The sequence below is a fragment of the Ornithinibacillus liuyingii genome (genome assembly GCF_055550225.1).
Map to the genome: position 1 here is coordinate 141,792 of NZ_JBPWOS010000005.1, position 12,404 is coordinate 154,195.

A 12,404-nucleotide genomic window follows, 5' to 3' on the forward strand; every position below is an offset into this window, starting at 1 on the left:
TAAACAAGAGGAGGAACTCAGATGAATATTTATGTGTTAGTAAAAAAGACCTTTGACACAGAAGAAAAAATCGTCGTGACAAATGGTCAAATCGAGGATGATGGTGCAGAATTTATCATTAACCCATATGATGAATATGCAGTAGAAGAAGCAATCAAACAACGTGATGAGCATGGTGGGGAAGTCACAGTTGTGACAATAGGTGATGAAGATTCAGAAAAACAACTACGTACTGCTCTAGCTATGGGAGCTGATAAGGCAGTACTAATTAATACAGAAGATGACTTAGAAGATGGAGATCAATTTACCACTACAAAGATATTGGAAGCGTTCTTTGAAGATAAAGAAGTTGATTTAATATTAGCTGGTAATGTTGCAATTGATGAGGCAAGTGGGCAAGTAGGTCCTAGACTAGCTGAGCGTTTAGGCATTAACTATGTAACGACCATTACTAGCCTTACTATTGATGGGAACACAGTGAGCATCGATAAAGATGTGGAGGGAGATGTTGAGAAAATCGAAACATCTTTACCATTATTAGTTACATGTCAACAAGGCTTAAATGAACCAAGATATCCTTCTTTACCAGGTATTATGAAAGCGAAGAAGAAGCCGTTAGAAGAATTAGAAATCGACGATTTAGATTTAGATGAGGATGAACTAGAGCCTAAAACAAAGACGATAGATATATTCTTACCACCAGAAAAAGAGGCTGGAAGAGTATTAGAAGGCGAGTTAGAGGAGCAAGTAAAGGAGCTTGTTTCGCTGCTAAGAAACGAAGCGAAAGTACTTTAATGACGGAAAGGAGCAATTAGGATGAGTGAAAAATTACTAGTTATAGGTGAATCGAGAGATGGCGTGCTACGTAATGTTACTTTCGAAGCAATCGCTGCAGCGAAAAAAATAAATAACGATGCAGAAATCGTTGGTGTACTCTGTGGAAGTGATGAATTAGAATCGCTTGCACAAGAAATGATATATTATGGGGCGGATAGAGTAGTAACCGTTAAAGATGAAAAGCTAGCCTCCTATACTTCTGATGGCTATGGTCAGGCGGTATTATCAATCATTAAGGATGAAGAACCATACGGTATTGTAATGGGACATACTGCTATTGGAAAAGATTTAACTCCTAAAATTGCAAGTAAATTGGAATCGGGGTTAGTATCAGATGCTGTTGATATAACCCATGATGGTGATGAGGTTGTTTTCACTAGACCGATTTACTCTGGTAAAGCTTTTGAGAAAAAAGTTGTTACTGAGGGTATTGTATTTGTTACTATCAGACCGAACAATATTCAAGCTTTAGAACGAGATGAATCACGAACTGGTGAAGTGCAAGATAAAGCCGTTGATATTACGGACTTACGTACTGTAATTAAAGAAGTATTACGAAAAGCTACAGATGGTGTTGATTTGTCTGAAGCGAAGGTTGTTGTTGCTGGTGGACGTGGTGTGAAAAGTGCTGATGGTTTTAAACCATTATATGAGCTTGCTGAAGTATTAGGTGGTGCAGTAGGTGCATCCCGTGGAGCTTGTGATGCAGACTACTGTGATTATTCGTTACAAATTGGTCAAACGGGTAAAGTAGTAACCCCAGACCTATACATTGCGGTAGGTATCTCTGGAGCGATCCAACATCTAGCTGGAATGTCCAACTCGAAAGTAATCGTTGCCATCAACAAAGACCCAGAAGCAAACATCTTTAATGTAGCTGACTATGGAATTGTGGGAGACTTATTCGAAATCGTACCACTGCTTACAGAAGAAATTAAAAAGTTAAAAGCTTAACTAATTAATTGTTAAACTGTACCAGTCTCTAAGTCATTATACGATCGAATTTTAGCTGTATTAGACAGCCCGGAGTACAAGCTGATTTCTGGTAGAGGGTAATCGAGACCTACAGAGCATCTTTAAGGTGCTTCCCTAACCCTACTTGCAGAATAGCGTGTATTCGGGGCTGTGTGCTTGTTTAAATAACTAAATCAAATAGAATTATTGGTTACATCATCTCGAATGATATTGTATTTTTATTAGGATAAGAAACCTAAGATTAAGCAAACTGTTAGTAAGGTTTGTAAATTTAATGGTATACTTTTGTTGAATTGAAGTAAAAGGAGGAATTAGAGTGGCTATTAAAAATGTATCTGATCAAAACTTTGCAGATGAAACCTCTAAAGGTTTAGTATTAGCTGATTTCTGGGCACCATGGTGTGGTCCTTGTAAAATGATAGCTCCAGTTCTAGAAGAAATAGATGGAGAAATGTCAGAAAAAGTGCAAATCGTTAAACTTGATGTAGACGAAAACCAAGAAACAGCAAGTAAATTTGGTGTTATGAGTATTCCAACATTATTATTATTCAAAGATGGTAATGTAGTTGACCAAGTAATTGGATTCCAACCTAAAGAAGCTTTAGTGGAATTAATCAATAAACACGCTTAAGTCTATACTGATTATGAAAGATAAACAATCCCTTGTTGCAGCATGTGACAGGGGATTGTTTTCTACCGCCATTATAACCTTTAAGGAATGACGATAATGAACCAGAATATCCAAGAAAAACTAGCAGTATTACCAGCAAAGCCCGGTTGCTATTTAATGAAGGATAGACATAATACAGTAATCTATGTAGGTAAGTCCAAACTACTGAAAAGCCGTGTCCGTTCTTATTTCACTGGTGCACATGACCAAAAGACACAGCGGTTAGTACAGGAAATTGAGGATTTTGAATATATCATCACGTCTTCAGAAATAGAAGCCCTTATTTTAGAAATGAATTTAATAAAGAAATATGATCCGAAATATAATGTTATGCTGAAGGATGATAAGTCTTATCCCTATTTAAAAATAACCGCAGAGAGACATCCTAGGTTAGTCATAACACGTAAAGTTAAAAAAGATAAAGGAAAGTATTTTGGCCCTTATCCGAACGTAATTGCTGCTAGAGAAACGAAAAAACTATTAGATCGATTGTATCCATTGCGAAAATGTAATAATCCTCCGGGAAAACCTTGCTTGTATTACCATATGGATCAGTGTCTTGCGTGTGGTAATGAACCACCTAATGAGAGCTTTTATAAAGATATTGTACAAGAGATTCAATCATTTCTCCAAGGTGGATTCAAGCATATAAAACAAACACTTACACAAAAAATGCAAGCTGCTAGTGAACAATTAAACTTTGAACGGGCAAAGGAACTACGTGATCAAATCCAGCATATTGAAGTTGTTATGGAACAGCAGAAGATGACATTAAATGATAGAGTAGACCGGGATGTATTTGGTTATAGCTATGACAAAGGATGGATGTGTATCCAAGTGTTCTTTATCCGTCAAGGAAAGTTAATAGAACGAGATGTTTCCGTTTTTCCTTTCTTTGATGAGGCAGAGGATACGTTTCTTAGTTTCATTGGTAGATTCTATCTCCATGAAAATCATCCGAAACCAAAGCAGATTTTCGTTCCTATTGGTACAGATACCAAGGTTTTAGAAGAACTTTTAGAGATAGATGTACACACGCCATATCGAGGTAGAAAAAAAGAGTTAGTCGAATTGGCGATGGAAAATGCTAAGGCTTCTTTATCAGAGAAATTCACTATTATTGAACGAGATGAAGAAAGAACTATTTTAGCAGTAGAGAAGCTTGGACAAGCATTGAATATTGAAATTCCACATCGTATAGAAGCGTTTGATAATTCCAATATTCAAGGTACAGATCCGGTTTCGGCAATGGTTGTGTTTGTGGATGGAAAGCCGAGCAGGAAGGATTATCGAAAATATAAGATTAAAGATGTGCAAGGCCCAGATGACTATGAAACGATGCGCGAAGTGATTAGACGAAGGTATACACGCGTTTTAAAAGAGTCACTACCATTGCCGGATTTAGTGATCGTAGATGGTGGTAAAGGGCAAATGAGTGCAGCATTAGATGTGTTAGAAAATGAATTAGGATTAGATATCCCATTATGTGGGCTTGCTAAAGACGATAAACATAGAACTAGTGAATTGCTGTACGGGTTTCCGCCTGCTGTAGTCCCGTTATCTAGACAATCTCAAGAGTTCTATTTGATTCAACGCATTCAAGATGAGGTTCACCGTTTTGCCATTACGTTCCATAGGCAATTAAGAGGAAAGAATCTTTTCCAATCCGAATTAGATAAGATTCCAGGCGTTGGAGAAAAAAGAAGAAAGCTATTATTATCCCATTTTAAATCGGTAAAAGAAATACGCAATGCAAAGGTAGAAGAGATTACGAAGCTAGGAATACCACACAACATTGCAGAGATTGTTTTAACGCATTTAAATGAGGAGAAAAAAGAAGAGGATGCAAAAGACGAATCCTAAAGCAAAATGGATAAGTCTATGCGTCCTCTTCTTTTCGTACCAAATAGAGCTGACTTCACTCAGGCGTCATAGACATCGTTTAATCGACAAATAGAACGGTAAATTCAACTTGATGAATTTTTGCTCTTACTTCTTCAACACATTCACACTCAACATTTTTTAGTATAGAAATTGCCTCTGCTAGAAATCCAGCTTCTAATCGAAATTCTGTATTTATTGGCATTTTCAAACGCTGAACAACGGAATCGGCTAGGAGATGAAATTCTAATTTGTTATTTTTCTCCTTAAATAACTCAAGCCGCCCCCAACCCATTTTCTCGAAGAAATAGATGACATCCCCCATGGATTGGAAATTAAATTTTCTTGCTAGGCCTTTCCCCATAAAATAAAGTAGGGCATCTGCCTCGGATCCAAATACTTCTGGTAAGCCTATGTATCGTACGACGTCATATCCAGCACCAGTCGATTGAATCTTATCCAATATTTCTACTGGAAGTTTCTCTTGTTTTTTCTGCATAGCTAGATTCCTTCCTGTATGTAAAAAGTCACATATTACATTATAAGTATACTCTTATTATCTATGCATTTTCATTATTTCGCAAGACTTACTATTAAGATGTAAGCGATTTAAATTTACCGAAAAATTGGGTTACCTTTTCTTGACGCTAATTGGAGATAGTCGTACAATAAACATGTTGCAAATTCTACATTTTAGTGAAAATAGTTTTATTCTATTTTATCTAAAATGTCAGACTATTAACTAAATCAAACAACAGAAGAACTAAGGGGGGTATTACATGGCGGAACATAGGGAGTATTTCTACAGAAGGTTACACTCATTATTAGGTGTAGTTCCTATCGGGTTATTTTTGATTAACCACTTAGTAGTTAATCACTTTGCTGTATATGGGGAAGAAAGCTTTAATAAAGCTGCAAGCTTTATGCACAATCTTCCATTTGTACTAGCATTAGAAATCTTTGTTATTTACTTACCAATCTTATTCCATGCAATTTTAGGGGTTTATATTGTTTTTGTTGCAAAGAACAATGTCAGACGTTATGGCTTTTTCCGTAACTGGCTATTCTACTTGCAACGTGTAACAGGTATTATTACGTTAGTATTTATTGCATGGCATGTATTTGAAACTCGTGTGCAAGTGGCTCTAGGTGCTGATTTAGATTACAGCTTAATGGAAGGGATTTTAACTAATCCAGTTATGTTCTGGTTTTATGTTATTGGTGTTCTTTCTGCTGTATTCCATTTCTCTAATGGATTATGGGGCTTCTTTGTTTCTTGGGGAATTGCACAATCACCAAGATCACAAAAAATTGTTACATATGCTACTCTAATTGTCTTTTTAGTAGTAAGTTATATTGGTATCAGAACACTAATTACTTTTGCTTATGGAGTGTAAGAAAAGAGAGAGGGAGTGAGGTTTCATAATGAGTAACCGTAAAATCGCTGTAGTTGGCGGAGGCTTAGCTGGCCTTATGGCAACAATTAAAGCTGCTGAAGCTGGTGTAAGCGTTGACTTATTTTCCATTGTACCAGTAAAACGTTCTCACTCTGTTTGTGCCCAAGGTGGTATTAATGGTGCAGTAAACACAAAAGGGGAAGGAGACTCTCCATTAATACACTTTGATGATACGGTTTATGGAGGAGACTTCTTGGCCAATCAACCACCAGTAAAAGCAATGTGTGAAGCGGCACCCGGAATTATCAATATGCTTGACCGTATGGGTGTAATGTTTAACCGTACTCCTGAGGGTCTTCTTGATTTCCGTCGTTTTGGAGGTACACAACATCACCGTACTGCTTTTGCTGGGGCAACAACAGGTCAGCAATTATTATATGCATTAGATGAACAAGTTCGTCGTTATGAAGTAGAGGGACTAGTAACGAAGTATGAAGGTTGGGAATTCCTTGGTGCTGTACTGGATGATGAAGGTGTTGGACGTGGTATTGTAGCGCAAAACATGAAGACGCATGAAATCAAATCGTTCCCATCTGATGCGACCATTATGGCTACTGGGGGACCAGGAATCATCTTTGGTAAATCTACTAATTCTATGATTAACACTGGATCTGCTGCTAGTATCTTGTACCAGCAAGGTGCAAAATATGCCAACGGTGAATTCATTCAGATCCACCCTACTGCAATTCCAGGAGATGATAAGCTTCGTTTAATGAGTGAATCAGCTCGTGGTGAAGGTGGACGTGTATGGACATACAAAGATGGTGAGCCTTGGTACTTCCTAGAGGAGAAATATCCTGCTTATGGAAACCTAGTTCCACGTGACATCGCGACACGTGAAATCTTTGATGTATGTGTGAATCAGAAACTTGGAATCAATGGCGAGAACATGGTTTATCTTGACTTGTCACATAAAGATCCGAAAGAACTAGACGTTAAACTTGGTGGTATTATTGAAATTTACGAGAAATTCGTAGGTGAAGATCCACGTAAAGTTCCGATGAAAATTTTCCCGGCGGTTCACTATTCTATGGGTGGACTATGGGTGGACTATAATCAAATGACTAGTATTCCAGGTATCTTCGCTGCTGGAGAATGTGATTATTCACAGCACGGTGCAAACCGCTTAGGTGCAAACTCCTTGTTATCCGCTATCTATGGCGGTATGGTAGCTGGACCAAAAGCTATTGAATATATAGATGGTCTTTCTAAACATGTAGAAGATCTGGACACGAGTCTATTTGAAAATCGTGTTAAAGAGGAAGAAGAAAAATTTGAAGCTCTCATGAACATGAGTGGCGAAGAAAATGCATACCAAATTCACCAAGAACTAGGTGAATGGATGACAGATAATGTTACGGTTGTACGAGAAAATGCGAAACTACTTAAAACCGATGAAAAGATTCAAGAACTACTAGAGCGTTGGGATAATATTAATATCAACGATACCTCTCGTTGGAATAACCAAGGTGTAATGTTTACTCGCCAGCTTAAAAATATGCTTCACTTAGCACGTGTTATTACAATTGGTGCTTATAATCGTAATGAAAGTCGTGGTGCACATTATAAACCGGAATTCCCAGAACGTAATGATGAGGAATGGTTAAAGACAACAATTGCAGAATTTGATGCAAAAGAAAATGCACCAGTATTCTCATATGAAGATGTCGATGTATCGTTGATTCCACCACGTAAACGTGATTATACGAAAAAGCACTAAGACGGAATACAAAATAGTGAAGGGAGTAAACTGAAAATGGCTGAACAAAAGACTGTTACATTTATTATTACGCGTCAAGATAGCCCAGATTCTGCTCCATATAATGAAACATTTAATGTGCCATATCGTAAAAATATGAACATTATCTCTGGGTTAATGGAAATTCGTAAAAATCCTGTAAATGCTAATGGGGAAAAAACAACACCAGTAGCATGGGATATGAACTGTTTAGAAGAGGTTTGTGGTGCATGTTCCATGGTAATAAATGGTGTGCCAAGACAATCATGTGCAGCTTTAGTGGATGAACTAGAGCAGCCTATTCGTCTTGAGCCGATGTCTACATTCCCAGTAGTTCGTGATCTAGTTATTGACCGTGAGCGTATGTTTGATGCATTAAAACAGGTTAAAGCTTGGATCCCAATTGATGGTACGTACGATTTAGGTCCTGGACCTCGTATGCCAGAGAAAAAACGTCAATGGGCTTATGAACTATCAAAATGTATGACTTGTGGTGTCTGCTTAGAAGCTTGTCCAAATGTTAATGACAAATCTAACTTTATCGGACCAGCAGCAATCTCTCAAGCTCGTTTATTTAACTCACATCCAACAGGTGAGATGAATGCAAGTGAAAGATTAGAAGGATTAATGGAAGAGGGAGGACTAGTTGGTTGTGGTAATGCACAAAACTGTGTCCAAGTTTGTCCGAAAGGTATTCCATTGACCACTTCTATTGCAGCGATGAACCGTGCAGCTACTGTCCAATCGTTCAAGAACTTCTTTGGCAGTGACAACGCACATTAATATGCTTTTACAACAAGACCCTTACCGAATAACATGGTAGGGGTCTTTTTTATCAATGGAGGGGAAGTTAGCTATGGGGAAAATTTCATATATTGAGGATTTTGAAGCTTGGAAAGCAGAATTCCTTTTTTCTATTCCGATTCGTATTCGTTTTTCAGAAACAGATATGTTCGGGCATGTGAATAATGTTAGCCCATTTATATATTTTGAAGAGGCGCGTATCGAGTATTTAAAATCTGTTGGATTGTTTGATAATGCGTCTAGCACAGAGGGGATTCCAATTGTGGCTGATTTGCAGTGTGATTATCATAAGCAATTGTATTTTCAGGATAGTCTTAGAATCTATGTAAAAGCAGCACACGTCGGTACTACCTCTTTTGATATCCATTACATGGGTGTAAATCAAAAGGAAGAGGTATGTTTAACTGGAAGAGGGAGAATAGTCTATATTAATCCGGAAAGTGGCAGACCGATTAAGCTTGGAGAAGAAATAAAAGATAAATTAATGATGGTAACCAATGAACATATAAAACCGACTTCCTAAAAAGGAAAGTCGGTTTCTTTTAGAGCTTTAATTCGCCCATACGGATAAGCTCTACAACTGCCTGTGAACGCCCCTTGACTCCTAATTTTTGCATAGCATTTGAAATATGGTTACGGACAGTTTTTTCAGATATAAACAATTCCTGGGCAATTTCTTTAGTTGTTTTGTCCTGAACTAAGAGTTCGAATACTTCTTTTTCTCGTTTAGTTAATAACTGCTTCGGTTTGTACTCGTTGTCCTTCAAATGTTAACCCCTCCTTGCTGTCATAGAGCTGCATGACGAAGGGAAATTATTTAGTCACTAATAGCTTATGTGATGAACCATAAACGGTGCGCACATTTCTCGCTTGGGAAAAATATATTAATATACACCTTTTTTTCTTTAGAAGTATAGTTTTTGAAAATAATTTATTAGTTTTTCGAGCTTTTATGATAAAATATGACTATATATTGAATGGAAGTTCAGGAGGTAAAGTCTTGAAAAACAATAGTACACCGGAACAGATAGCGAAATTAGAGAAAAAACTCCGACATATTTCGGGTGCAATAAAACAAAACGGGCGTAAAATACTTAATAACTATCCAATAACAAATCCTCAATTTATCGCGCTTCAATGGTTGAAGGAAGAAGGCGACATGACCATTGGAGAATTATCAGCGAAAAATGGCTTGGCTTTTAGTACAACTACTGATTTAGTTGATCGAATGGAAAAAAATGAATTAGTAGAACGAGTACGAGATATGAATGATCGTCGAGTAGTACGGATACATGTATTAGAAAAGGGACATCGCATTATTGAAGAGGTTATTTTAAAGCGTCAGGAATATTTAAATAATGTCTTAGAGAACTTTACCGAGGAACAAACAACGACACTGATAGAACTTCTCAATCTGTTACATGCTCAGATGAAAAGTATTAATGAAAAATAAAACGAAATTACATCTAGAAGAGGCGGATATAATTGGATAAACCGATTGGTGTCATCGACTCAGGAGTCGGTGGTTTAACAGTAGTACATGAATTAATGAGGCAATTGCCGAGGGAAAAACTAATTTATCTAGGCGATACGTTGCGATGTCCATATGGTCCAAGGACTCCAGAAGAAATTAGAGGTTTCACCTGGGAAATGGTTGAATTCTTATTAACGAAAGATATCAAAATGTTAGTAATCGCATGTAATACCGCTACAGCATACACACTGTCAGAATTACAAGAACAGCTCACTATCCCTGTAGTCGGCGTTATTCAGCCTGGAGCGCGTGCTGCGATTAAGTCTACTATTAACAATCATGTAGGCATTATTGGTACAGAGGGTACGGTTCGTAGTAAAGCATATAGTATAGCACTTAATATGATAAAACCTAATCTCAATATTTCAGCGCTTGCATGCCCGGCTTTTGTTCCACTAGTTGAACAGGGAATGCTTTCTGGTAATGTTGCGATGAAAACAGTGGAGGAATCGTTATTTGCTTTAAGAGACTTTAAAGCCATGGATACACTTATATTAGGTTGTACGCATTATCCATTATTGAAAGATGTGATCCAGGAAGTGGTTGGGCCTCAGGTTACGTTGATTTCGTCTAGTGAAGAGACGGCAAGAGAAACCAGTACAATATTGGAAGTGAATCAGTTGTTAAATGAGGGGCTAGCTCCTTGCTACCATCAATTTTACACCACTGGGGATGTGGATATGTTTACCACATTAACGAAGCGAATTTTTAATAGTTCTATTGATAATCTAAGGTCTGTTTCAATTGAGAAAGCTGTTATCTAGTTAGCGTTGTTCTTTTGTAGGTAGCGTTTTTAAGAAAATTAGGTATCGTCATGAATAGCCGGTAAATGGAGACAGGCAAGAGCCTGGGACAAAACGAAAAGAATTAAATGCAAAACCGAATGATACACGATACTAGCTCCGGAAATATACGTAGACTCCAGCGGGAGGAAAGGCATAGGTGAGACCTCTAAAGAAGTAGCACGAGGAGGCTCACCAGCCGCCCGGCGGCAAGGTAGACACTGCGATGGTTTTATCGAGCAGATGTCGCCCCTGTGCTGAAAGTGAAAGCGAAGTATATTTCCGGAGCGAGGTCGGTTGCTCATCATTCGGTTTTTTAATGATCATCTTTTTGTACCAGGCTTTTTTATATGTTTTTTACTCATCATCTACAAATTTCATTCATCAGGTCTAAAATGAATGAAGGGCTCGTATATATAGTAGTACAAACTATCGTAGGAGGGAATGACATGAGAAAGCGATTTATGCTAATGTTAATCACTACTTTTTGTACACTATTACTATTAACTGGATGTTTCCAAGGCGAACAATCATTACAAGATATGGATCCACCACCAAATGCGGAAGAAGTTGATGGTAAAGAGGATCCAGCCACAGACAAGGAAGAAAGTGCTAATGGGGAAAGTGATAGTACAGCTCAAACAGTGGAACGTCAACTATTTTTACTAGATTCGAATGGATTGGTAGCACCTCAATCACTTGAACTACCAGTACCAGAATCCAAGGAAGTGGCAGCTCAAGTATTAGAATACTTGGTTAAGGATGGACCTGTAACAGCGCTATTACCAAATGGATTCCAAGCAGTACTTCCAGCTGGTACAGAAATTCTAGGTGTTGATATTTCTGAAGGTACGATAACAGTAGATTTATCAGAGGATTTTACAGAATATGCTGCTTCAGAGGAAAAACAAATCTTAGAAGCAATGACATTTACGCTAACTCAGTTTGATAATGTGGAACGTGTGAAACTTCGTGTAGGTGGTCAAGACTTAAAGGCTATGCCAGTAAGTGGTACACCAGTTGCTAATGGCTATACTCGAGCAAACGGAATTAATATTGTGGAATCCGATACCGTAGACTTAATTAATAGTAAGGCTTTAACGATGTACTTCCCAACGGAACATGAAAATAATCAATATTTCGTACCAGTAACCCAATATGTGGAAGTAAAGGATGGTAATCTACATCAAGCAATTGTCCAGGCTTTAATTGATGGACCAGCTTATGAGACGAATTTGATGCATGTATTCAATGACGAAACCATATTAATCGATGATCCTAAATTAAATAGTGGTGTACTGGATCTAGTATTTAGCCAAGATGTGTTGAAGGATATGGAAAATGGTGTCATTGCAGATACTGTGATGGAAACGTTGGTTCGTACATTAACAGAGCAAGAATCAATTGAGGCAGTAAACATAAAAGTAGAAAACGTCGAGCAAATTGCAAATGAAAGTGGCGAAGTGTATACAGAGCCAGTTACAAGGGAATCAATCATCCCATCAGAAAAATTATAGAATTGTTTAGGAGGAGAACGGATTTATATCTGTCTCCTTTTTTTGTAGGTGATATGGATCATAGTTGTCATGCTATGATTTTTTACTTTTTGTCGATTAGCATTTAGAGGGGAAGGAGTAAAGGATTACAAGTATCTTCTAAAACAATTGTATAAGGTGAATCTTTCCAGTAAAATATGATAAGCTAAGGTTTGTTAAGGAGGAAAATA

13 protein-coding genes are annotated in these 12,404 nt (G+C 37.6%); 11 read left to right on the forward strand and 2 right to left on the reverse strand.

Features of this window, described 5'->3' with window-relative positions; translation table 11 throughout:
- Positions 1–21: 21 nt before the first annotated feature.
- From ACSKT4_RS08375 to uvrC, 4 genes are all read left to right on the forward strand, one after another.
- Complete coding sequence (locus ACSKT4_RS08375; RefSeq protein WP_186870242.1) at positions 22–795, forward strand: electron transfer flavoprotein subunit beta/FixA family protein; 774 nt, start codon at positions 22–24, stop codon at positions 793–795.
- Positions 796–816: 21 nt separating this feature from the next.
- The gene (locus ACSKT4_RS08380) at positions 817–1,791 is read left to right on the forward strand and encodes an electron transfer flavoprotein subunit alpha/FixB family protein (protein WP_186870243.1); all 975 of its coding nucleotides are present in this window, start codon (positions 817–819) and stop codon (positions 1,789–1,791) included.
- A 337-nt stretch (positions 1,792–2,128) separates the two neighbouring features.
- On the forward strand, positions 2,129–2,443 hold the full coding sequence (gene trxA, locus ACSKT4_RS08385; protein WP_186870244.1) for a thioredoxin: 315 nt from the start codon (positions 2,129–2,131) through the stop codon (positions 2,441–2,443).
- Between the two features lie 96 nt (positions 2,444–2,539).
- A complete protein-coding gene (uvrC, locus tag ACSKT4_RS08390; RefSeq protein WP_186870340.1) occupies positions 2,540–4,345 on the forward strand; it encodes an excinuclease ABC subunit UvrC in 1,806 nt (601 codons plus the stop codon).
- 79 nt (positions 4,346–4,424) lie between these two features.
- Here uvrC and ACSKT4_RS08395 read toward each other — a convergent pair whose 3' ends face one another.
- Positions 4,425–4,862: a YslB family protein gene (locus ACSKT4_RS08395; protein ID WP_186870245.1), complete on the reverse strand. Its 438-nt coding sequence runs from the start codon at positions 4,860–4,862 to the stop codon at positions 4,425–4,427.
- A gap of 280 nt (positions 4,863–5,142) precedes the next feature.
- Here ACSKT4_RS08395 and ACSKT4_RS08400 point away from each other — a divergent pair, with 280 nt between their 5' ends.
- The 4 genes from ACSKT4_RS08400 to ACSKT4_RS08415 all read left to right on the forward strand — a co-directional run bounded on the left by ACSKT4_RS08400 (position 5,143) and on the right by ACSKT4_RS08415 (position 8,885).
- Positions 5,143–5,760: a succinate dehydrogenase cytochrome b558 subunit gene (locus tag ACSKT4_RS08400; RefSeq protein WP_186870246.1), complete on the forward strand. Its 618-nt coding sequence runs from the start codon at positions 5,143–5,145 to the stop codon at positions 5,758–5,760.
- Between the two features lie 28 nt (positions 5,761–5,788).
- Positions 5,789–7,540, forward strand: a complete 1,752-nt coding sequence (gene sdhA, locus ACSKT4_RS08405) for a succinate dehydrogenase flavoprotein subunit (RefSeq protein ID WP_186870247.1) — start codon at positions 5,789–5,791, stop codon at positions 7,538–7,540.
- Between the two features lie 36 nt (positions 7,541–7,576).
- Entirely contained in the window at positions 7,577–8,341 is a 765-nt protein-coding gene (gene sdhB / locus ACSKT4_RS08410; RefSeq protein ID WP_186870248.1) for a succinate dehydrogenase iron-sulfur subunit, read from the forward strand.
- Between the two features lie 73 nt (positions 8,342–8,414).
- Positions 8,415–8,885 (forward strand): acyl-CoA thioesterase, encoded by a 471-nt coding sequence (locus tag ACSKT4_RS08415; protein WP_186870249.1) that lies wholly within the window; start codon positions 8,415–8,417, stop codon positions 8,883–8,885.
- Between the two features lie 19 nt (positions 8,886–8,904).
- Here the strand turns inward: ACSKT4_RS08415 and ACSKT4_RS08420 are convergent, their stop codons facing one another.
- Positions 8,905–9,129, reverse strand: a complete 225-nt coding sequence (locus tag ACSKT4_RS08420; protein WP_010099041.1) for a helix-turn-helix domain-containing protein — start codon at positions 9,127–9,129, stop codon at positions 8,905–8,907.
- Positions 9,130–9,362: 233 nt separating this feature from the next.
- Between ACSKT4_RS08420 and ACSKT4_RS08425 the strand changes: the two genes are divergently transcribed.
- The 3 genes from ACSKT4_RS08425 to ACSKT4_RS08435 all read left to right on the forward strand — a co-directional run bounded on the left by ACSKT4_RS08425 (position 9,363) and on the right by ACSKT4_RS08435 (position 12,195).
- On the forward strand, positions 9,363–9,815 hold the full coding sequence (locus tag ACSKT4_RS08425) for a MarR family winged helix-turn-helix transcriptional regulator (protein WP_246521321.1): 453 nt from the start codon (positions 9,363–9,365) through the stop codon (positions 9,813–9,815).
- Between the two features lie 32 nt (positions 9,816–9,847).
- Entirely contained in the window at positions 9,848–10,660 is an 813-nt protein-coding gene (racE, locus tag ACSKT4_RS08430; protein ID WP_186870251.1) for a glutamate racemase, read from the forward strand.
- 467 nt (positions 10,661–11,127) lie between these two features.
- Positions 11,128–12,195 carry a GerMN domain-containing protein gene (locus ACSKT4_RS08435; protein WP_186870252.1) on the forward strand — a complete coding sequence of 356 codons (1,068 nt, stop codon included), beginning with the start codon at positions 11,128–11,130 and terminating at the stop codon, positions 12,193–12,195.
- The last annotated feature ends 209 nt before the right edge of the window (positions 12,196–12,404 follow it).